General features: G+C 61.9%; 11 protein-coding genes. 3 read left to right on the plus strand and 8 right to left on the minus strand.

Annotated elements, in window-relative coordinates:
- Nucleotides 1–639: 639 nt before the first annotated feature.
- From LHP98_RS12875 to LHP98_RS12895, 5 genes are all read right to left on the minus strand, one after another.
- The gene (locus LHP98_RS12875) at nt 640–3,039 is read right to left on the minus strand and encodes a hypothetical protein (protein ID WP_227252953.1); all 2,400 of its coding nucleotides are present in this window, start codon (nt 3,037–3,039) and stop codon (nt 640–642) included.
- Nucleotides 3,036–4,493, minus strand: a complete 1,458-nt coding sequence (locus tag LHP98_RS12880) for a hypothetical protein (RefSeq protein WP_227252954.1) — start codon at nt 4,491–4,493, stop codon at nt 3,036–3,038. The genes LHP98_RS12875 and LHP98_RS12880 overlap by 4 nt, the downstream gene beginning before the upstream one ends.
- A 74-nt stretch (nt 4,494–4,567) precedes the next feature.
- On the minus strand, nt 4,568–6,592 hold the full coding sequence (locus tag LHP98_RS12885; protein ID WP_227252955.1) for a chromosome segregation ATPase-like protein: 2,025 nt from the start codon (nt 6,590–6,592) through the stop codon (nt 4,568–4,570).
- An 18-nt stretch (nt 6,593–6,610) separates the two neighbouring features.
- Entirely contained in the window at nt 6,611–8,158 is a 1,548-nt protein-coding gene (locus LHP98_RS12890) for a hypothetical protein (RefSeq protein ID WP_227252956.1), read from the minus strand.
- Nucleotides 8,130–11,309 (minus strand): AAA domain-containing protein, encoded by a 3,180-nt coding sequence (locus tag LHP98_RS12895; RefSeq protein ID WP_227252957.1) that lies wholly within the window; start codon nt 11,307–11,309, stop codon nt 8,130–8,132. The genes LHP98_RS12890 and LHP98_RS12895 overlap by 29 nt, the downstream gene beginning before the upstream one ends.
- A 480-nt stretch (nt 11,310–11,789) precedes the next feature.
- Here LHP98_RS12895 and LHP98_RS12900 point away from each other — a divergent pair, with 480 nt between their 5' ends.
- Both LHP98_RS12900 and LHP98_RS12905 read left to right on the plus strand, forming a co-directional pair.
- A complete protein-coding gene (locus LHP98_RS12900; RefSeq protein ID WP_227252958.1) occupies nt 11,790–12,188 on the plus strand; it encodes an XRE family transcriptional regulator in 399 nt (132 codons plus the stop codon).
- Between the two features lie 9 nt (nt 12,189–12,197).
- Complete coding sequence (locus LHP98_RS12905) at nt 12,198–12,401, plus strand: hypothetical protein (protein ID WP_227252959.1); 204 nt, start codon at nt 12,198–12,200, stop codon at nt 12,399–12,401.
- 999 nt (nt 12,402–13,400) lie between these two features.
- Here the strand turns inward: LHP98_RS12905 and LHP98_RS12910 are convergent.
- The 3 genes from LHP98_RS12910 to LHP98_RS12920 all read right to left on the minus strand — a co-directional run bounded on the left by LHP98_RS12910 (nt 13,401) and on the right by LHP98_RS12920 (nt 17,921).
- Nucleotides 13,401–15,176, minus strand: a complete 1,776-nt coding sequence (locus LHP98_RS12910; RefSeq protein WP_227252960.1) for a hypothetical protein — start codon at nt 15,174–15,176, stop codon at nt 13,401–13,403.
- Nucleotides 15,177–15,272: 96 nt separating this feature from the next.
- Nucleotides 15,273–16,037, minus strand: a complete 765-nt coding sequence (locus tag LHP98_RS12915; RefSeq protein ID WP_227252961.1) for a hypothetical protein — start codon at nt 16,035–16,037, stop codon at nt 15,273–15,275.
- A gap of 222 nt (nt 16,038–16,259) precedes the next feature.
- On the minus strand, nt 16,260–17,921 hold the full coding sequence (locus LHP98_RS12920) for a putative transporter (protein ID WP_227252962.1): 1,662 nt from the start codon (nt 17,919–17,921) through the stop codon (nt 16,260–16,262).
- Nucleotides 17,922–19,928: 2,007 nt separating this feature from the next.
- On the opposite strand from LHP98_RS12920, the gene hsdR reads away from it, so the two are divergent.
- Nucleotides 19,929–22,373, plus strand: coding sequence for an EcoAI/FtnUII family type I restriction enzme subunit R (gene hsdR / locus LHP98_RS12925; RefSeq protein ID WP_227252963.1), 2,445 nt, complete (start codon nt 19,929–19,931; stop codon nt 22,371–22,373).
- Nucleotides 22,374–22,381 lie beyond the last annotated feature (8 nt).

Here is a 22,381-nt window from a genome sequence, read left to right on the forward strand (position 1 = left end):
AATTCTTTCCCTGTTCGGCCGAATTTCATTCCCTGATCCGCTGATTTAAGTTCCCTGTTCCTGAGGAGCAGGGAATTTGGCCGTAACCCACGGAAAACGCGCGATGATTCCAGGTGGAAAATCGCCAAACTGGCCCTGGGAAATCGAAATTCCCTGATAATTCCCTGTTCTTCGCGCGCGGGCAAACCGAACGGGATGCGCAGCCTGCGGAGACCAGGGGCGGGTTTGCAGGGAACTGAGGGAGGGTGCAGCGTCTTTCCTACAGGGAAACCGCCGTAACCTGCGGTTATTGGGGGCAGATTCCTTCCAGAACGGAAAGAGCAGGAATATCAAGGGGTTGATGGCGGAGACGAAGAGCGATGAACCCGCGAAGGCTTCCTGTGATTATCAATATAAAACAATTGGTTAAACAGACTTACCCTTGGGCGTGTGTAGCAGAATGTGTAGCAAGATGTGCAGCAGAAAAGGGAACTTGGTGAGCCTTGTCAGGGCTCGTCCACAGAGGCGGAGTGGACGACATTTCCGTATGTCCTGTCCAGATTCGGGTGAAGGCAGAGTCAAAGGTCGTTCCGGAAGAGCTACAACGGCCTACGACCTGACAACGCGTCCTAACACTCGTCGAATGCGGGACGGCGGATGTTACTCGCCGTTGCCGTAGATCCGGAGCAGAAGATCGGGATTTCCGCCTTCTCCTGCGAGTTCCGCTTTCAAGTCCTTGAGAATGGGAAGGTATTTGATCTTCTTCTTGCTGAAAGCCTCCCGCGCGCGGGCGTCGCTGGGCAAGGGCTGCGTCGTCAGATCGTGTTCTGCATCTTCGATCACTTTCAGGAGGTCGTCGGCCAGCGGGTCATGACCGAGTAGGAGGCCGCGTGGTTCTGCAAGACGCCATCGCAGAACACCTGCAACGAGGAACGGTGAATAGTTGAATGTCGTGTATGAGGTCCTCAAATTTCTTTTGAACTCGATGACGATCCGCTGGACCAGTTTCGTGACATCTTTCCGGTCGAGGGCCAGGGGAGCCGTGTTTGAACGCGACAGCAGGAACGCAATCGTGGCGCTTTCGTGCCGCCAGTTCCAATCACGGACCTCGGTATCCAAGAGGATCCTCAGGATGCGCCGTTCCGTCGTCTCGTCGCCCGTGATGCGACCAAGCCCCTGGTAGACGAGGATCCAGCTCGGATCACGCTGCACGAAGGGATGTCGGAACATCGGCATCCCGCGGCTTTCGATACAGTCGATCAGCCAATCGGCCACGACCGGCGGACAGCGGCGGAACTGCCATGTCAGGAACTTCAGCGCAGCGTTGTCGCTGTTCGAAGGACCGGGCCTGGCACACAGGCGGGCCTGCGTCGTCTCCAAGGCTCGTCGAGTGAGCGCATCCAGGCGCTCAATGTCGACCGCGTCGATCTGGTCGGGCAGGTCCCCATCGCTCGAAATGCAGTATTCCCCGAACGGGCGCGAGGCCATCCGCATGGCGAGTGTGTCCCAATCGACCGTGGCCTTGCGGCTTTCCTTCTCGAGCAGGGTGAATAGCCCGTCGGCCCGCTCACCGTCCTGCCAGGGTGCGAGGCCGGTCTTCAAGACGAGGCGTTCGGGGATCGAGGGGGCCTTGTCCATGACCGAGCCGATGATCGCGTCCCAGTCGCGCGGGTCGTCCTCAGCCTGCTCCCAGTCGATGGTGAAATGTCGCCCGAGTGCCGGTGCGTCGAGCACGATCCGGGCACGCCCTGCAGCGGGCTTCTGCTCGACCCAGAGCGACACCGGCGACGGCGACTTCAGCGGCACGTCGAGGGTCACCGTGGCCTTGCGCGGACGAGGTTCGGCCTCCTTGCGCAGGAAGACCGAGACGCTTGCGTGCCCGGCCGGGATCTGGAACTCGGCTGGTTCGCGGCTGCGATAGACGTGACCGGCTTCGAGAGTTTCGGTCTCATCGATCAGGTCGAAGTTGCTCGCCCCGTTGCGGCCAAATACGATGGTCGACAGACGCGGCAGGAAGTCGAAGTAGACCGGGTCGCCGTCGCTTCGCCTGCGGGCGGCGACGAGGGCGCCATGGGCAACGGCGGTCTGGGGAAGTGAGACGGGGTCGCGCCCGACCTCACGCGCGACCAGGGCAAGGAGGGCGTCGCGGACCGGCCCATCGGACAGGGTTTCGACGAAGATCGCCGAGCAGTCGCCGAATCTGGGCATCGGAGTATCCAACGCGATCTTCGGCAAGACAGTCTCACGCCCGAGGTCGATAAAGTCCCAGTCTCCTGTCGGTTGGCGCAGGACTTCGGTCGGACAGGGCAGGCCAAGGGCCAGGCGGCCAACCGAGCGGGCCCTGGCGAAGTGCGCTGTGCGGGCCGAGAACCCCTCGGGTCCGATGGCGATTTCGCGGGCTTTGCGGACGAGCGGCCCATAGCCGATTGCGCCGGGCACGAGGTCCGCGGCGCGCCGCCGTTCGGGAGCGAGGATTTCGCCGCTCCGGCCGCACGCCCGACGCAGGCGCAGTGTCTGCACGGAGAGTCCCCGCGCGGTTTGCGAGATTACCGCGACAGGGCCTTCCTTCGTGACGAGCCCAGCCTCGATGGCGGACAGCGCCGCCAGCACTGACCGCCAGACCAGCATGGGATTGCGCAGCCGCGCCTCTCCCGCGGCGGCCAAAATGCGTTCTCGCACCAGTTCGGTCGTTTCGGGTGTGTCGTCGATGGCGATGGCGTTCCAAACGGCGCCCTTGGCTGCACCTTCAAAGGCGGCGGAGAGCTCGGCCGGGTAGGTGCCCTGCCCTTCGAGTAGGGTCCGAATGTCGACACGACGCCCTTCAAAACCAACATCGCCCCAGCCGCCGCCATTTCCATGCGGGGCCACGTCTGCCTGACGTCCGCCGACCCAGCGCGAGCTCCGGCCTTCCCCAACCTTGACCACCGAGGTCAACGGTCCGCTTTCGCTGAACACGACCTCGCCGATCTGTTCGTCTTCGCCGGGCAACGAGGACCAGTTGCGGGCGGTGAAGTCCCGCCAGCCATTTACGTCGTGGCCGCCGACCTTGCGTTCGCTCATGGCAGGTCCCGATAGATCTCGCCCTTGATGAACGACCGAACCGCGTCGAGCCCGCCAGCCAGCGCCGCCCCCGACGCGCCGAGCGCGATGGCCTGGACCTGGATCCGGGCCTGGGTTTCCCAGGCGACCGCGGCCTCGCCATGGGCCGGGGTCAGGATCAGACCGTGGCGCAGGACTTCCTGAGTGGCGAGGGGTTGTAGCTCGTGCAGCAACCGAGCGGCGTCTTGCGCAGCCTCTTCGAGGTCGACCGGGCCCATCGCGTGGGGGGTCCAGACCGCCACCCGGCGCGGCACTTCGGCTCGGCTTGGATCGGTTATCCGCAGCGCGACGTGGGCGCGGGCTGCGGTGAGCGGACCGCCGGGCTTTTCCGGCCTGGCCTGGATTTCCACGATCCGGTTGGTCTCGCGCAGCCAGAAGACGGCGATCGGGCGATCCTGCTCAAACCAGCGGCCTGTCACGGCTTCGGCCCGCCACGAGATCGGCGACTGGGCGATGAGCTGGGCCTCGTCCAGTTCGTCGATAGCCAGCGTAATCGCAAGCACAGCAAAATCTGTCCAGGTCTCGGCCTGCCAGGCCCAGAGGTCATCCTCGATCTTGCGCCGGCGCAAGAGCTTCTCCCAGGCTTCCAGCACCGCGTGATAGCTGCGGTCCTGCATCAGCACGTAGTTCGGGATGACCCCAGCCTCGGCGATCGAGACGTCGAGCTCTGCCATCAAGGCGCCTATCGAGCGACAGGTTTTGCGGAAGGCATCGACGTCGCGAAACCTTCGGCTTTCCTTGGCGCGTGGGTGTTCGCGCATCCATTCGCGGGCCACATCGCTGGCCAGGCGCGAATAGGAATGCAGGACTCGGTTCTCGAGCGTGTCGAAGTTTTCCTTGCGCACGGTGGCAAGAATCCGTTGGGCCGCACCCGCGCGCTCGGGGACGTTGCGCCCGGGCTGGCGGCTGAGCCAGATCATCGAGGCGCGGTCCATTTCCTGGACCCGGTCGATCGGGGTGAGTTCACGGTGGCGGCGCAGCACCCGCCGGATTCGAGTAAGGAGGTCGCGCAAGATCGGGTGAAGGTTGCGGGCCTGGCGGACGATCTCGGCCATGCGCGGATCGGCCTCGTTCTCAGCCCGCTTCCAGGCCGCGCGCAACCGTCCCCAGGTGTCGTCGGGAACGTCCAGTGCTTCTTCGAGCTCTTGGATCCGGGCGAGCACCTCGTTCATTCGCTGAAGCACGGCCGCCCCGGCTTCTTCCGGCGGGTTGGTCGGGTCGTTGCCCTTGCGCGGACGCAGCGGGAAGCCTTCCCGGTCCGGATGGGCGGCGTGGTCGCGCTTGGGGTAGGGGAAGAGGGCGAGGTTGATGTCGTGCTCACGCTGGCCCCCTTGGCTGTCGCGCCGGCGCACACCTCCCCTCATGATCACTACATGTTCGATACCATGGGGCGGTTTGCCCTCGAACTCGCCCATCAGGCAATCGTCTGGACCGAATGCAGCACCTTCGGCCAGGAACTCGCGAGACCACGGGCGGGCACGCATATGCATCAGCGGGTCACCCCGGTCCACACGAATTGCCCGGTGCCGTCGTTGGCCAACTGGATCGACGCGTTGATGGCCTCGGCCAACTTGTCGTCGCCGAACTCGTCGCGCACAAGGCCCTCGAGGCGAGTGAACTCAGCGCTCGCGGTCTCGACCTCGATGCCACGCAGTTTCGGCAGGAGCCGCATTTCGACCTGGTCGGCCAGCGCGTCCTCGAAGGGCCGCGCCCCCTCGACCTCGGGGTAGTTGGCCACATAGGCCATGATCGCGCGACCGAGCCTGTGCCCGAACGGCCGCTTGAAGTCCTTCATCAGGTCAACCAGCTTTTCGACCTGCTGGGTGGCGCCTCCACGACGATCGGCCTCCGAGATCGGTCGGACCCAGCGTTGCCAGGTCTTGCGCGACAGGGCGAGCGAGGGCTCGACCGTGCCTTCCGCATGACCGCCCTTGATCTTCTTCGGCGCGGCGAAGCGCAGGATGTTGGCGCGGTCTACCACCTTTTCCGACAGTGACTGGGTGCTCTCGTCCTCGTTCATCGTGCCTGCAAACAGCAGGTTGTAGCCAGGGAAGATCCGCGGTGGGTTCACCATCTTGGGGATCTCCAGCTCGATCTCTGCGTCCTTGCGTTCATTCTTGTCCAAGACGGCGCCGGCAACGGGGCGGCTCTCGAGGCGGCTCAGGAAGTCCGAAAAGTAATACTCGACCCGGGCAAGATTCATCTCGTCGAGCAGGATCATCATCATTCGATCCTTAACGGCATCCTCGTTGTTGATCTCGTCGAGTGCCCAGAGCGCGCGGGCCATATCGGTGGGGCGAAACTTGCCCTCGATGTAGTTGTAGAACCCCATGAGGTCCTGCGGGCTGTCCCAGCGCGGCTGCACCGGGACCTGCAGGAAGCCGATCCCCATCCCTGCCGCATACTGGCGCGGCAGTTGGCTTTTGCCGGTGCCCGAGATGCCGGCGAGGACGGCCATCTGTGTTGTCTCATTGACCTTCATGGCGGTGTGGAATGCGCGCAGGGTCCGCGACGGATACTCGAGGCCCTTGGCCTTCAGGCGGCGCTCCACGCGGTGCAGGGCATCGGCCTCGTTTTCGCGTGGGGCAGGTTCCCAGTCGGCAATCGCCAAGATGACTGGCGGAGCGACCTTGAGCTCGCGCAGCTGGTCCTCTTTCTCAGTGCCGTCGCCATCGACCGTGCGACCTTCCGCTTTTGCGATTTCGGCACGGAGATGGGCAAGGCGCGCTTCAAGACCGGCACGCGCTTCGCCCAACCCTTCGATCTCGCCCTGGGTGCGCCGAAGCTCCAGACTGATCGCGGCCAGTTCCGCTTCGATCCCGCCGTGTCTGGCCTGCGCGTCCGCCAGCGTGGCACGTTCTGCCGCGACCCGGGTGGACACCTCTTCCAACTCGTCGGCCTGGGCCTGAACCCTCCCTTCGATCCGCGCGCATGCGCCCTCGAGTTCGTGCTTGCGGTCAGTCAGGATCTCGACTTGCTTCTCGGCATCCTCAAGGCGATGCAACTCGTCGCGCATAGCCTCGACTTTCTCTGCAATTGCATGGTGATCCGCCGTAAGCCGGTCGATCTGCCCGACAAGCACTTCAGCCTTCTCGAGGCGCTCCTTGATCGAGTTAAACTCGGCACGCAGCGGGGCGATCTCGCTTTCAAGTGCCATCCGCTCGGTCAACGCCGCTTCGACCTCCTGCCGCACTCCGAGAACCTCGTCGCGCCGCTGGCGGAGTTGCTCCCATTCTTCGAGCAGGTCTTCCTTCTGGCGGCGCAGCCCATCGACTTCCGCCCCAAGGTCGGCAACGACAGCCATTGCTTCCCGCCGCTTTTCGATCTCCTCCTCGAGATCGGCCATCAGGAGTCTTTTCTCCTCGAGCCGCTTGGCATAGATCGCCAGCTCCTCGATCGGACCGGCGGCAGTGATCGCCCGGTCGTGCCGCGACGCGAGAAAGAGCTGGACCATCGCGAGCAGGACCAAGCTCACCGCCACGACGAAGACCACCAGGATGATATCGGTTTCCATGTTCAATCGTCCTTAGCGCTATTGGGCAGGTGCGTCGGTTGGGGTCGGTGTCGCCAGAAGCCGGCCGAGGCGTTCGCGCTCGGCCGCTTGCTTGGCAAGGATGTCGTCAAGCCCGGTGCCCGCCCGATCAATCTGGCCCTCAAGGTCCTGCTTCCGGGTGGTCAGCCCGTCGATGGTGGACCGCAGCTGTGTTGCCTCGGCCTTGAGGGGGCCAAGGGTCGCCTCCATGGAATCGGTTTCGGCCTGGAGCCCCGCAACTACCTGAGCCAGCTCCTCGCGGCGTGGTGCGAGCGTCGCGATCTCGACGGTGAGCGTCTGGGCCTTCGCCTCTGTGGCGGCGGCGTCGCTCTGCGCTTGGGCCAAGTCCGCTTCGGCAGCGATCACCGCGGCCCGGGCGGATTCGGCCCGTTTCTCGAGGTCTGGCAGGGTGCTTTCCAATGCAGTCCGCTCTGCGTTCATCCGCGAGAGGGTTTCCTGCAGGGTTGCGACCTGCTGGCGCAGCGCATCCAGACCGGTGACGTCCTGTTGGGCCGCCTCGACCTTGGCGGTAAGGATTGCGAGCTCCTGTTGTTCCGTCGAAAGGTCGGCCTGCACGGCGGTAACCTGGCTTTTCAGGCTGTTGAGCTTCCCCGCAGCCTCGGTGACCCGTGCCTCTGCGGCCTGCGCACGCGCCTCGGCTTCCGCGGCGGCGGCCTGTTTTGACTCGAGGTCCGCGAGGAGGACCGCACGTTGCTGTTCCAGCTCGGCCACCTGGGCTTTGAGCCCGGTGATCTGCTGGGTCAGCCCGGCGAGTTCGGTCTGCTTTTCGGCGAGCTGGGCCTCTGCAGTGCGAAGGGCCTCGGTCGCCTCGGCGAGGCCGCTGCGCGCGGTCGCCTCCTCCTGCTTGAGCGCAGCGACGCTTTCGGTGAGGCGGTCCTCGTCCGCCTGCAACTGCTCGACCCGACGCATGGCTGCCTCCAGATCCACCACCTGCGGGCCGAGTGACTCGACCTGTTCCTGCAGGCCGTCGCGGACGGGCGTCAGGCTGGAGATTACCCCGTTGATCCGGTCGGCCTCAGCCTTGCGATCCGCCACGTCCCGTTCGACCGTTGCGAGCTCGGTCCGCCCCTTGGCAAGTTCAGTTTCCAACGCCCGTTTATCCCGTTCGAGCGCCGTGACATCCGCCCGCAGGCTGGCGACCGTGGCGATGGTTTCTTTGGCCTCGTCGAGCTGGCCGGAAAGCCGCCCGATATCATCCGCGAGGGCATCCCTGCGGGCCAGGACTCCCGCCAGTTCCTGGTTCTGGGTGGTGAGGTTGGCCTCGACCTGCGACAGATCCTCGAGTTTCGCAGTTGCTTCAGCGGTGGACTGGGTGATCTGATCTCGCGTCGCCGAAAGCGTCACGCGCGCGCCTTCGAGCTGGGACCTGAAGAACGCCTCATCAGCAATGATTTTGCCATATTGCGCGTCGAGCGCGTTGACCCGGTAGACGAGAAAGCCGGAGGCAGACACCGCGACGGTCGCGAGGACGGCCGCGATCACGGTGTTGCGGGTCGCCTTAGGAAAGGTCACGTTCGATGATGTCAAGGCATGCCTCCAGATCCCGTGCCAGTTCGTCGACCCAGAAGCGGCGGACTTTCCACCCCATCGAGGTCAGTTGATGATCGCGCCAGAGGTCCGACGTTTTGCGTCGCCCGTCCGGCCCTTCGTGCCATTTGCGCCCGTCCACCTCGAGGTCGAGCTTCACGCCGGTCTTGCCGAACAGCGCGAAATCGAGCCGGCGTCCGGCGATTTCATGTTGCGGGAAGGGCTCGAGATTCCGGCCCTTTAGCGCGTGGAAGACTTTGCGCTCCCAATCGCTGTCGAACACATCCTCTCCGGCGCGAGCGCGTGGCTCGGTCGCCCAAGCTGCAAGGCGTCGCAGGGCACTCAAGCCGCCGGTGCGCGCGAAGTCGAGGTCGCCAAAGATCATTGCGACAGCCCGCGCCCGCGAAATCGCCACGTTGAGCCGCCGCGCGTCCTTCTGAAAGAAGGTCAGCCCCGATTGCGGGCTGCGAGGCCCGATGCAGGGCGAGAAGAGGACGAGGTCGCGCTCCTGCCCCTGGAAGCCGTCGACCGTGCCGACCTTTAGCTCAGCAGCAACCTGGCGGGTCTCGGGGATCGCACCGGCGATCGCCTCCTGCAGCGCCTGAACCTGGGCCCGGAAGGGGGAAATGACCCCAATCGAGCCCTTGTAGTCCTGCTCGATCAGAAGCTTGCGCAGGTGGCGCACGATGGCGCTGACCTCGGCCGGGTTGACGTTGCCGTTCTGCGGCACCGCGGGCGCCGGGACGTGTTGCCAGGCCAGTCCAGGCTTGACCCCCGGCGGCACCACGAGCCGGTTCGGATCGCAGCAGGTCTCGAGCTGGCTACCGTAGAAGTCTTTGCTGATGTAATCCACGATCGGACCAGCCGACCGATACTGGTGGCGCAACGTCACGCGGGGCACGTTCGGCACCCGCGAGGCAAAGTCGAACAACGATCGCCGACTCTGGGCAAAGCGCCCCATACCGGATACCGGCAAGCCCTGCGTTTGCATGAGGTTGCGATCCTGGGACTGGCCGAGCTGGGCAATGAACGAGAGCTGCTTGTCGTCCCCCACCACCACCGCGCGCTTCGCCCGCGCGAAGAGGGGAATGGCCGTGGCGATATCGCACTGGCTCGCCTCGTCGAAGATCACGAGGTCGAAAAGCTCGTCGTCGAGCGGGATTCGTTTCGGCGTGCCGAGGATCGAGGCCAGCCAGAGCGGGCGGTGAGCCACCACAGCACGGGAGAGGTCGGTCGGCAGCTGTCCGCGCCCGCCGTCGAAGCTCCAGTCGTCATGGGCATCGGCCACCTTCTGGCGGCGTTCCTCATCGATATGGGTGCGGAGTGCCATCATCGCCGGCACGATCGAGGCCGCGAGTCCTTCGATCTCGGCACCGAGCGTAAATGGGTCCGCAGGGGTGCCGAGTGCCTGGCTCTTGTTCCTCAGGTATTCGCGCCGGCCCTCGATCTCCCGCAGGGTGGCCCCGGCGGAAAGCCCCGCTTCTTCGGGAGGTGGCACGGCTTTTCGGCTGCGGTCGAGAAGGGCACGGAACCAGGAGAAGACCCGGACGAACAGCGACGGGCGGCGCTGCGCGGCGGGCACGGGTTCCGCCTGCGCCGCAGCTCCGCCGAGCGCGGCAAGGCCCTGTCGGAACTCGAGCTTTTCCCACAGCTCCGCAATCTCACATTCGAGCACGGCCTTGCGGGCGATGTCATCCACGGCAGCGGCCCGGTGCCGCGACAGCTCCAACATGTGGGCCAGCTTCAACTCGTCGACCACCCCTGACCGGTGCGGAGTGTCGCGGTCGAGGATCTGTTTCAGCGCTTCGGGGAAACCCATGTCGAGATCGTCTTCGGGCTTCAGCGTCCGGGTGACGAAAGGCACCTGCGGTGCCAGCGCGCCGAGCCGATCTTCGACCGCGTCCAGGGCTTGGTGGTTCTTGGAGGCGACGAGGACGCTGCCCCCGGACAATAGCACCGAGGCAGCCATGGAGACGATGGCCTGGCTTTTCCCGGTGCCCGGCGGACCGGTCACGACACTGAGGCGGGCGCTGCATGCGTTGCGGACCGCGCGCAGTTGCTCGCCGTTGAGCGGCCCGACGTTGATCGCGGGGATGTCGGGCAGGTCGTTCGCGGGCGGCAGGCCAAAGACAGTGGCAAGCGAGCTGCGCGCGAGCCGATGTTCGGGCCAAGTCGCGATCCGGTCCAGATCCCGAGCTGCACCGGCAGTAAAACTTGAATCCGTCGGCAAGAAGATCGCGGCACTGTCAAAGATCCCTTGCGCGTTCGCGTCAAGTTGCGAGGCGAGATCCTGCCCCGCAATCCGCCCGCGAACCTGGCTTGCCACCGCGTCGCGCAGACGATCGACAAAGTCCTGTGCCCGCAGCCCGGCACCGTCAGTGGCGTCGAACAGGTCGGCAAGGCCGTCCTGCCTCCATCCGGTCGTGCGGGCCGCAGCCTTGATCCAGTCCGGATTCACCAGGACGTCGTCGGCATCGACCTCGAGCACGAGCTTGCCATCCCGCCGCTCCCATTGGGCGGCAAACAGACCGACAGGGCGGAACACCGGCACGCCGCCGTTGCGGGCCACAGACATGGGCCAGCCGATGGCGAGCGCGTTCTCGTTGCCTTCGCGCCGAACGAGGGCTTCGCGAAAGGCGGGGTCAATGGCCTCGAGGTCGAGGGTGACAGTGAGGGCCTGGTCCGCGCCGGGAATCAGAGGGCCACGTCCCGAGATGAGCGCCCATTCGACCCCGTGCTTGTCGGCGACCTGCGTCGTCGCGCCGCGCGGATCGGCCCGCAGGGCCGAGCGCCAGTAGCGCAAGAGCGCGTCCGGCGCAATGCGCGTTTCTGTCTCGACGCCTTCGTCCTCGCCTAAGACTGTATGAAGGAGGAAATTCGCCGAAGCGGCGAACAACACGTCTGGCGTCAATGCACTTGTCGGTGTGAAATGGTCGGTCGCGTGGCCGGACCTGATGGTCGGGTTGACCTGGCGCTGCCGCCACCTGCCGTCCCGTCCGCGTTCGATGAGCCCTCTGAGCGCATGCTCTTGAAGCTCGGCAAGTGCCGCCACCCGCTTGTCGTGCGAAAAGCCTGCCCCGACAAGCACAAGGACCTCTTCGGTCGTTCGACCGCGCGGGAAGGCCGAGATTGTTTTGAGAATAAGCGACATGGTGTCTGTTTACTTGGGCGTCACTGTGATGCTGATGATCGTCGAACGGCTGCCGTGACGGAAATCCGGATTCTGTGCGCCCCACCCCCGACAAACCTATCTCGACACCGGTTTCATTTTTCCCGCTGGTATTCAACCAAGCTTATGAAATATTTCCTTTTTCGATTGGTTGGAATCTGTCGATGGGCGGTCTGGTTCCTGCAGCTTTCGAAGCGCTCCCCCGTAGACATTTGGCCGTGGAGCGAGCATTCAGAATAGTGTCCGGCGCGGATGTCATACAACTTATTTCGCGATTTCGGCCAGTGTAAGCACGCGGAGAGCGCTCACTTGCTCAGCCCGTTCGACCGTCGTCGCGGGAGTGGTCACGTCTGCCGTTTCATCTTTCATTCGCGCCGGCCGAGTTCCGCGAACTCCCCATCGGCCGCTCGCTATCTTTGAAGCATCGCACATCGACGTGCATCAGCTTCAAGGACACCAGACATGACGACCACCCCCTTCGCGACCTCGCGCCTTGCCCGCTTCATCGACAAGCGCATTGGCGAGTTACACCACAAGACTCAGGCCGAGGTCGCCCGCGAGGCCGGGTTCAGGAACGCGAACTTCATTACCATGCTGAAGACTGGCAACGCCAAGCTTGCCATCGACCGTGTTCCGGCTCTGGCCAAGGCGCTCGAGTGCGACCCCAGCCTGATGATGCGGCTGGCCATCGAGCAGACCTACGGGCCCGAAATGCTGAAGGTCTTCACGGAACTGCTGCGGGAGACGATCACCGACAACGAGCGCGAGTGGATTGAGTTGATCCGCAGAGCATCTTCCTACAGGGATCCGGTCGTCACCATCTTTTGCCAGGTGAACATGCCCAAGATCCTGAAGATATAGGTGGCGAGGATGGCTGACCGCGTGATCGAAGGCTTCAAGCTGCCCTGGGACGGGGCACTGACCGAGAACGAACGCCTGTGGATCGAGATCCTGCGGATCGTCTGCAACGACCGCGTCCCGGCGCCGGACTACCATCAGGTGGTCTGGTTGAGAGAACGCTACGACTGTGGTCCGCACGCCTGGCACCAGATCGGCCAAGACGAGACTGGGTGAGGACTGCATGGCTCGAATGGGCCTCGCTTGGCGTTTCCTCGCAGTGCTAAGTGCGCAGCACCCACCGGAATATCGCCGCAACTTCCCGTCATGCGCCTTGTGCATGGCTGTGACCGGAGAACCTGCGGAATCTGGTTGTCAGATGGTTGACAGATGGTTGACACTTGGTTGTCGTTTCGGTTGAAAAACGGTTGTCACCTTGCGAGAAAGGTGCCCGAAAACGGGCCTTTTGGTTGACACTTTTGGGTGGTGTCAACCTAGAACTTCGCCAAAATAAGGGTTCGCGGCTCGTTCGATCCGCTTTTCGTTCCTTCGCTGCAAAAGGGGCGTTTTGTCAACCAGAGAGCCTTGCGATCACGGCATGGCTGAAGGGCATCTATTTGCCCCAAGAGGGTCTGAGAGGGCTGGCTTAGAGGCGTGAACGGCCGGTCAGCATGCGGACTGGAGGGCTGACACGGCGACGCGCGGTGAGGACTATCCAGAATGAGGATTCTGGCGGAAAACATGGCGCGGAAACGCGCCAGCATCCGCATCGGCCCTGACTCGACCTCGCCGGTCCTCCTGGGATCATCGCCAGCAAGCACGGCCCTTGGGTTGCTCACAGCCGCGCACGTGTCAGAAACCTAAGGTGTTCTTGAGTTCTTCATCAGAATCCGGAAGCGAACAGCCGAGACGACTATCTCTCGACCAAACAATCCTTGTTCGACTCGCACCCATCCCGCCGATTCAGACAAACCCGCTGGCTCGAAACAAGAACCCGCGCTCAAACCGTCGCTCGCGTTCCGTTTTGAAGACGGCATAGGTCCGCAACTATACGTTCCATCGCCTACAGGTCCCCAGAGTCACAGACCGCATACTCTGCAGGCGTGCCAGCTCGGCCGGAGTCGGAGCTGAGACCAGCAACCGCGGTCGGTAACCCGTCCCGTCGGGGGTTTATCTCCAATATGATAACAAGCGCACGATCCCTTCTCGGCTGATCCCAAAAATCGATGTCTCGACTCATTGGCAATCTGGGACGCCCTCAAGTGCGGCGAGAGGAACAGCGCGCAAATGCAGGATAAGCGTGATTTTCTGACCGATCTCTGGTTGGACTCCCACTTCTTCAACTGAACCCGTAGCTTCATCGTGAGAGATTAAAATTGAGAGGCGAACAGAATGGTTAAGACCATCCAAAGTCCCGATCGCGTCCAGGATTTCCACCTTGCCGACACCTCCGAAAAAGCGATTACCCATTATGCGCAGATGTTGTTCGAGCACGAGGGAGTAGTTCAGAGGTTGATCTAAGGGAAAAGTAGCTCCAACATCCAAACTCATACTGAAACCGTCATTCTCAGATGCTGGAACCCTAGAAATTTTATGCAGCTTTCCGTCTAAGGTAAGGCGCCCAGAAACGTCGCGATCCGCTCGGTAGTCCTCCGGGAGATTTCCTTGAATCTGAACTCCGGTGACGACAAACGAGGATGCTTTCTGCAGATTCTGATCAAGTTCCTGGATCATCGTTCGAAGAGAGAGATTTTCTGCGAACTCGGCCGTTGCGCTACTCAACGCCTGCAAAGCCCCGGGTCTGCGCTCGCGAAGATGCTCACGCATAGGCTCATATCTCGCTTTCAGGTTCTCGGCGAACCTGCAGATTTCAGCGTTGCCAACGCCCGACAGTTCTCGCAGCGTAAAATCGTGTTGCCGAACGATCTCGTCGGAATCCTTTTGAACCGCAACCGCACGGGCTGCAAAAGCCTTTTCAAACTTCGACCGTAGATCGACTTTCTGTTCATCAAGCATCTTAGAGAGGTAGGCTTGGAAATCATCGCGTGTCCAGAATTCGTCTAGCTTTACGATGGCGGAATCGGCAATGAACCACGCGGCGACGCCGCCAGCCGCGGCACACAGCCCGGCTCCCGGACCTGACCACAAACATAGAGTCGCGCCAGCTCCTGCACCCGTGCTCGTTGCAAGCAATTTCCCGCCGGCTTTCGCGGCAGCTTTTATCGCAAGTTTCGATGCAATTTTTTTTGCCATCGCGGTTGTGGCAACCTTGATCGCAGCAGCTGTGCCCAGGGTTGCGGCCGAACTAACCGGAACTGTGATCCGCATGCGCTTCAGCGCGTCATCTTTCGCCTTCTTGGTCAATGGTCCCAGGTCAATCTCGAATGCCCCAGATTCCAATTCCGACTGGAAGGTCGCATTGAAGACAATGTCCAACTCAACGCTGACTTGGTCGAGGCGTTCTTCGAGGCCGGAGAACAGCATCTCCTGCAATTTACTTCCGAGATATGGAAGGACTGCTGTGGTAAGCTCGGTGTATTCGCCCAAAACAGAATAGTGGAAATCCGCATAGATCGGAATTGCGTCGTAGACTGGCTCATATGCAGCATCAATCAGTGGTTCGACTTTCTTCTTGACGGCTTCTAGCGCCGCTTTGTTCGCTTTGTTTAGCTGTTCTTCAAGTTCGCTTGCACTTTTCTCAGCGGGTTCTCCTTCTTGGGAACTATTCTCTGCAGAGCCCGAGCCGACAGGCTCGTGGAGATCGCTGCTCTGTCGAAATATGGCTATGAAGCTTAATAGAATTGTTAGGACCGCCATCAGAATGATACCACCCCAGAACCAGCGTGCAAGGTTGGGAGGCTTCTTCATCTCGCCTATGTCACCTGCTCTCAGTTCTCCTGCATCGCTTCTTTTCGCTCTCCAACGCCCATCTTTGTTCCGAGATCGATTCTCTCCTCGAGTGGGTCCAGTTTTTACGATAGGCCCTTTTGTATCCATCGGCGGCTTGGTCATCTGAAACCCTCACCTATCACTTCTAAGATTCTCCCGAAAAGCTGCAGATTCGGTATCCTATGGGCATTTGTAGACTGTCGTTGGTAGCAGGTCGGTCTATTCACCGTTTCTAAGAACGTATGATTGAACAAAATGCGTCGAAATCACGCCCGCGCGACAAATAACAAAACTGAAAAGCGCCGTGTCAAGGCTGAACAGGACGCCAACAATTGGATATTCTCGCAATTGCACGACAGCCCAGAGTTTTGCGGCCTCATACCCGTAGGGAACGGATAGAATAGCCGCGATCCACCCGCCTCTTGCTGGCAGCCTGTTGAGACCGACCTGCAGCGCGTCCTGTAGACTAGCGTCGAGCATTGCACCGGGAATGCGCGCCCAAGCCCAAGTCGATAGCGCGATGATGAGGATGAAGGGCAACGCCACCACCCAGGTGCCAAGCGAAATTGCAAGGTCGCGGGCGAAGGGTGGGTGTAAGTGGCGCGACAGTAGGTTTTTGCTAGTCAGAAAGGCGCAGCCGGAAAGGAAATACGCCATGAGCATGATCGTTGCATCACTGACCGTGGCGATGGCTGCCTGCCATGCCAACAATATTACAGAAACTGAGGTGAAGCTAATCAAAACGAACAGCGTTCTTGTCTTGCCCGTTAGAATCCTGCCCAGCGGCGAGTTCTCACGCAAGGCGATTTGTAGGTGGGCCTTCCAGGGATCGAGCGTCAATCTCCACAGGCCGACGCCGATTACAATTGCGATGGGTATCAAAGCAAGGGCAGCCCAGTCGCTGGACGCATAACCAATGCGCCAGAGAAGAAGTGACAGTGTGGACAGTAGGGTTGCGGCGAAAGCTGTGAAAAGAGAGCGCATGAACCTTCGAATTCTGGATTCTCAAGCAGTTTTATACCAGTGTTCTTGGCAAGAACAGCGACAGCACTGACGAGGAGATCTGACGTGCAAGCTCGGATGATCGCATCGTGCCGATCGTCTTAGCGGTGTAAAGGGCTGACGCGGTCGAGTAGATTTCGAGCCGCGACTTGCCACCAGCAGTTCTGCCAGCAGCTTGGCGCTGCCCGCTTGGTATCGCCATCCCTACACCCCAAGCAGCAGAACCACCGCCATGATCTGCGGCGACAGGATGCGTAGGAACATCACCAGGGGATACACGGCGGCGTAGGACTGGGCTGCGGCGTCCGAGCCTGGATGGACGGCGTTGGCGAAGGCCAGCGCCGGCGGGTCGGTCATCGAGCCGGCCAGCAGGCCGCACAGGCTGAGGTAGTTCATCCGCAGCACGCGCCTGGCGAAGAGGCCGACGCCGAGAAGCGGGATCAGGGTGATCGCCGCGCCATAGGCCATCCAGGTCAGACCGTCGCCCCTGACCAGCGTCGCCACGAACCCCGCCCCCGACTCAAGCCCCACCACCGCGAGGAACAGCACGATGCCCAGCTCACGCAGCGCCAGGTTCGCACTGGGCGGCATGAACCAGTGCAATCGCCCGATGCTGCCCAGCCGCGCCAGGAGGATCGCCACGATCAGCGGCCCACCTGCCAGGCCCAGCCGCAGCGGCGCCGGCATGCCGGGCAGCACCACCGGCACCGAGCCCAGCAGCACGCCCAGGCCGATGCCGATGAAAATTGGCAACATCTGCACCTGGTTCAGTCGGGCCGGCACGTTGCCGACCTGCACGGACAGACGCTCGATCTCTTCGTGCGGACCGACGAAGTTGAGGATGTCGCCGAACTGCAGCACCGACTCGGGTCGCGCCACCAGTTCCACACCGGCCCGGTGCAGTCGCGAGATCACCACGTTGCCATGTGCCTGAAACGTCAATTCGGCGATGCGCCTGCCCAAGACGGCATCGCTGGTCACCACCGCGCGTTCGGACCGGAAGCTGGTTCCCCTGGTGGACAGCGACTCTTCCACCTCGACCCCGACCAGCAGCGTCGCGCGCTTCAGTGCCGCCGCGTCCGAAGCGACCAGATGCAGCAGGTCGCCGGCCGCAAGGCGCACCTCCGGGCCGGGCACCTTGAACGCGCCGCCCGACTTGAGCCGCGAGCAGATCACCCTGTCGCCGATCAGCTGGGCGAGCTCGGCAAAGGTGATGCCCACCACGCCGGCGTTGCGCACCGCGACGTTGGCAGCCATCAATCCGCCATGCCCGCCTTCATCGGCGGCCAAGCTGGCCGCCTCGGCTTCGACGCTGATGCCGAAACTGATCCGGATCAGCCACATCGACAGCAGGATCCCGACGATCCCGAACGGATATGCTATCGCATAGCCAAGTGCTGCCGTGCCGCTGCCGGGCAAAGAATGACCCAGTTCGACCAGCACCTGCTGCCCGGCGGCCAGCGAAGGGGTGTTGGTGACCGCGCCGGAATAGATCCCGAGCAGGACTTCGGGCGCTACCCCCATCCCGAAGTGCAGCGCCAGCGTGGTCAGCGCGCCAAGAAGCACGATCGCGGCAGCCAGCGCGTTCAGCCGCAGTCCGACCTTGCGCAGCGCGGAGAAGAAGCCAGGGCCGACCTGGTTGCCGATCGCGTAGACGAACAGGATCAGGCCGAAGTCCCTGATGAAGTGTAGCGCTTCACGATCGACGGCCCAGCCGCCATGGTGGACGACATGCCCCACCAGAATCCCGCCGAACAGCACGCCGCCGATGCCAAGGCTGACGCCTTTCAGGCGGATGGCACCAATCGCCAGGCCAAGAACGGCGATGACGGAAAGCAGAAGGATCGAGAACCCGATGCCGCTCACGATGTTCTCCAGCTGTGTTCAGGGTCCGTCTAAGCCCGTTGCCGACGACCGACAAACCCGGAACGCCGGAACTGACGACAATATGAGCCGTCGACGATGTCCGGGGCGCAAACGTGCTGTGCGAGGCGAAAGTCAGGCAGTCGGGACGTGCAGATCAGTTTACACAAAGTTAACCCGGTTCAGCGCATCATCGGCCATGCTCTTCAGGTTCCGCATATGCCACGATCCCATGCTCGCCGACTCCGCTCAAGGCTGGGTCGTTGCAAGGTCCGAAGATCGGGCACGACATCTCCTGGGGCGAAACGCACATCTTCAAAGGATGCATACCGCGCAGGAGCTAGATATCCCCGATGACACCGTCATCATGACGGATGGACTCCTTCCGCAGGCCGTCGCCGATCGAAAGGCTGACCTGTGTTCGATCGCCTAGACTGATGCGCCGCTGGTGCCGCGAAACAGCCTTTCAACAAGCATGCCGATCCCCACAACCGGTCCGCGCGTCGTGCTCGAGAATCAGACCTGCGATCAGGGTCAGCATGCGTCAGATCTCGGCGTGACGCGCCAGCTACCGCGCACATGCTCGGGATGGGCCGCCAGGCTTCGCAGGAAGCTCGCTGGTGAGACTTGTCGCCCTTTTCACTGAAGGACAGCAGAAAACACGCAGCACGCGCTGGTGAGCGTCTGACGAAGCCTGTGGATTTTGCGGCTGGCGAATAACCATCTCCCCTAGCGCTGGCTACCGGCCACCAGCGACATGGACAGCCCTCGACCATTTCAGGCCCGCGGCCTCAAGCGGTGTCTTGGCCACGACCAGGGGGCCAAGTCGTTAGTGTGCCGAGGGACAGGCAACCCCTTCCGTGCCATGTCCCAGGATTTTGGTCCGGGACCATGGGTCAGCCCCTGATCCTGGGAGCCGACGCAGAACCCCGAACCGCGGAGGAGGGCAGCCAAGCGGTAGTCGCATCGGGATGCGTGGAAGGTGCGGTCTTAAGACGAAGACCGTCTGCCCGCCTCCCAGCTCAGCTACGACCTCCGAAACGGCACGACGTTGTCCCCGCGCATGAACGCCAGGGCGCCTTCGCTCTCGAGCGCCTGGACCGCAGCGTTGCGGGCGTCCTTGTCGGTCTTGAACGTGTCGTCCCAGACGTGACTGGTGCCCTCATGGTCGATGACTTCGAGCGTTCAGGTGCTGTCGGTCTCCAGTCGGTAGATGTCGATGGAGAAGGGGAAGCCGTCCACGACTACGCGCTGACTCTTTCCGGATCGGACAAGGTTGGGCTCATCTTCGGTCATGCTGGATGAGATCTCCGCGGTGCACTTCCACCAATCCTCGCCTTCCTGTCCCGGAGACTCAATGCTGGAACGATCGAACGACCTGGACTCCGAGCGGGACCGGTCCCAAGTGCCGGGCAACTGCTGATCGATGACTGCGGACCTCGCCTCGGGCATCAGCGCCCGACCAGGAAGGGCCGCACATGTTCGGACTGCTTGGTCACGAGGGGAAACTTGCACGCGGTGAGGAATGGCTCAATGCTCCTCGGGGCACCGGTCGCATGGGATATTCGAAGTCCTAGAAGGATCCGAACTGAGCCATCGGGATGCCTTCTGGCCCAGCCAAGCCGGGGTGCCGCTATCCTCCTCATTCACGGGCTGGATTCAACGAGCGCCGAAACGATAGCCCTCTCGCATCTTCGGCGATCGTTGATCTGCGTCGTAGAGGCTTGATTGCAGTGGCCCATGGCTGGATAGAGTGCCGGTTTGTGATCTTGTGCCGGTCCTCATCGACGACCAAGTGCTGCACCAAGTGTCATTCGACATCGGCGCGTCAAGGTGACCGATGAGATTATCTTCGATGGCCTGCGGTCGTTCACAATGAGCATCGGCTTCCCGCGCTCCACGCCAAAGCTCAAGGGGCTGTGGCGTATTCAACGAACCGCACTTGCACCAAGCTGCCGCCTCGGACAACGTGGCGGGTGAAGCGCTTCGGTTGCGGGGACTTGGGTTCCGATGGCTCGCGTAAGCCTCTCTGAACGAGACATCTGCTCAAAGAGGATAACGCCCGCGATCGTGGCCGCCGGGTGGTGCCTGGATTCTCAGATCCGTGAGGAGGTCAGCTTCACGAAAGGCCGCATCATCGTGCGAGGGAAGCTGGTCAGTCGCGGAAAGGGCAAGCGGGCAGACTACATCCTCTCAATCAAGCCGAACATCCGGCTCGCCGTTATCGAAGCGAAGGACAACACCTGTTCCGTGGGTGACGGGATCCAACAGGCATTGGGCTACGCAGAAACCCTGAACCTGCCCTTTGCCTTTTCTTCGAACGGCGATGGCTTCATCTTTCACGACCGCACTGGTCTGAGCTCGACTCCAGAAACGTTCCTTGCGCTCGACCAATTCCCCTCTCCTGCTCAACTCTGGCAGCGCTACTGTGCCTGGAAAGGGCTCGACCCGCGGGCTGGAGGGATCGCGCTAACTGATTATCACGACGACGGCAGCGGCAAAGAACCACGCTACTACCAGATCAGCGCCGTGAACGCCGCTCTGGAAGCCATCGCGCGGGGCGAGGATAAAGTTCTCCTCGTCATGGCAACCGGGACAGGAAAGACCTACACAGCGTTCCAGACCATCTGGCGGTATCGGCAGGCATTTCCAGGGAAGCGGGTTCTGTTCCTTGCCGACCGGAACGTCCTGATCGATCAGACCATGATCAACGACTTCCGGCCATTCTCGGGCAAGATGGCCAAGCTTTCCACACAGTCGAAAACGGTTGAGCGGGCGGACGGGACGATGGTCAATCTACCCCTTGGTCTCGATCGCAAGCGGCGGATCGATCCGTCTTACGAAATCTACCTCGGGCTATACCAGGCCATCACCGGGCCTAACGAGAAGGACAAGATCTTCCGCGAATTCTCGAAGGACTTCTTCGACCTAATCGTCATTGATGAGTGCCATCGCGGCAGCGCCGCCGACGACTCCGCCTGGCGCGAGATCCTTGACCATTTCTCGAGTGCGGTGCAGATCGGTATGACCGCGACGCCGAAGGAAACTGAATACGCCTCGAACATAGCCTATTTCGGCACGCCCGTTTACAGCTACACCCTGAAACAGGGCATCCGCGATGGCTTCCTGGCTCCTTACAAGGTGATCAAGGTCCACATCGACCGAGACGTGCAGGGTTACCGCCCCGAGACAGGGCAGCTTGACCGCGATGGTCAGGAAGTCGAGGACCGCGTCTACCATGCCAAGGACTTCGACCGACGCCTTGTGCTTGATGACCGGACAACGGTGGTGGCAAAGAAGGTCACCGCTTTCCTGACGGAGAGCGGTGATCGAATGGCGAAGACCATCGTGTTCTGTGTCGACCAAGAACATGCAGCCCGCATGCGCCAGGCGCTGATCAACGAGAACGCAGATCTCGTGGCCCAGAACTCGCGCTATGTCATGCGCATCACCAGCAATGACAAGGATGGTCTCGATCAGCTTGGCAACTTCATCGATCCCGAGGTGTCTCACCCGGTGATCGTCACGACATCCCGCCTTCTGTCCACCGGCGTCGATGCCCAAACCTGCCGCCTGATCGTCCTGGATCGCGAAGTGGGCTCCATGACCGAGTTCAAGCAGATCGTGGGCCGAGGCACCCGAGTGCATGAGGACACCAGGAAATATTACTTCACCCTCATGGACTTTCGCGGCGCGACAAGCCATTTCGCCGATCGCGAATTCGATGGTGAGCCGGTTCAAGTCTACGTGCCCACCGGAACCGACCCCATCTTCCCGACTGACACCGACCCGCCGCCGCCGGGCCAGGCTGATCCGATTCCGCCAGAGCCTGGGGATGACGAAACCGTGCTGATCGACCCTATCGCCGGTCCTACCGGCGGCGATCCGATGCGCAAGGTCTATGTCGATGGCGTTGGGGCGATGATTTTGGCCGAGCGCGTTGAATACCTGGACGAACACGGCAGGCTCATCACCGAGTCTCTGCGGGACTATACTCGGAAGGCCTTGAAGCGGCGATTTGCCAGCCTCGACGACTTCTTGAAACGCTGGAAGTCCGAGGAGAGAAAGCAGGCGGTCCTAGATGAACTTGCGGCAGAGGGTCTGCCGCTCGATGTCGTTGCGCAAGAGCTTGGCAAGAACCTGGACCCCTTTGACCTCATCTGCCACATCGCATTCGATGCCAAGCCCCTGACGCGCCACGAACGTGCCGAGGGTGTCAAGAAGCGCGACGTCTTCGCCAAATACGGCCCCACAGCACGGGCCGTTCTGGAAGCGCTGCTCGACAAGTATGCCGACGACGGGATGATGAGCTTCGACGATCCCAAGATCCTGAAAATCAACCCCTTCGCCCATATGGGAACCGAGGTTGAACTCATGCGCGCCTTCGGCAAGAAGCAGGACTACCTGCAAGCCATGCGTGACCTGCAGGCCGCCCTCTACGAAGAAAGCGCCTGATCAACATG

It is taken from the genome of Rhodobacter sp. Har01, from assembly GCF_020564565.1.
In the GTDB taxonomy this organism is placed as follows: Bacteria; Pseudomonadota; Alphaproteobacteria; order Rhodobacterales; family Rhodobacteraceae; genus Pseudogemmobacter.

What these genes read in the sequence shown, in the direction of transcription:
- LHP98_RS12875 (WP_227252953.1), bottom strand. Translation starts at nt 3,039, where the DNA reads ATGAGCGAACGCAAGGTCGGCGGCCACGACGTAAATGGCTGGCGGGAC.
- LHP98_RS12880 (WP_227252954.1), bottom strand. Translation starts at nt 4,493, where the DNA reads ATGGGCGAGTTCGAGGGCAAACCGCCCCATGGTATCGAACATGTAGTG.
- LHP98_RS12885 (WP_227252955.1), bottom strand. Translation starts at nt 6,592, where the DNA reads ATGGAAACCGATATCATCCTGGTGGTCTTCGTCGTGGCGGTGAGCTTG.
- LHP98_RS12895 (WP_227252957.1), bottom strand. Translation starts at nt 11,309, where the DNA reads ATGTCGCTTATTCTCAAAACAATCTCGGCCTTCCCGCGCGGTCGAACG.
- LHP98_RS12900 (WP_227252958.1), top strand. Translation starts at nt 11,790, where the DNA reads ATGACGACCACCCCCTTCGCGACCTCGCGCCTTGCCCGCTTCATCGAC.
- LHP98_RS12905 (WP_227252959.1), top strand. Translation starts at nt 12,198, where the DNA reads ATGGCTGACCGCGTGATCGAAGGCTTCAAGCTGCCCTGGGACGGGGCA.
- LHP98_RS12910 (WP_227252960.1), bottom strand. Translation starts at nt 15,176, where the DNA reads ATGACCAAGCCGCCGATGGATACAAAAGGGCCTATCGTAAAAACTGGA.
- LHP98_RS12915 (WP_227252961.1), bottom strand. Translation starts at nt 16,037, where the DNA reads ATGCGCTCTCTTTTCACAGCTTTCGCCGCAACCCTACTGTCCACACTG.
- hsdR (WP_227252963.1), top strand. Translation starts at nt 19,929, where the DNA reads ATGGCTCGCGTAAGCCTCTCTGAACGAGACATCTGCTCAAAGAGGATA.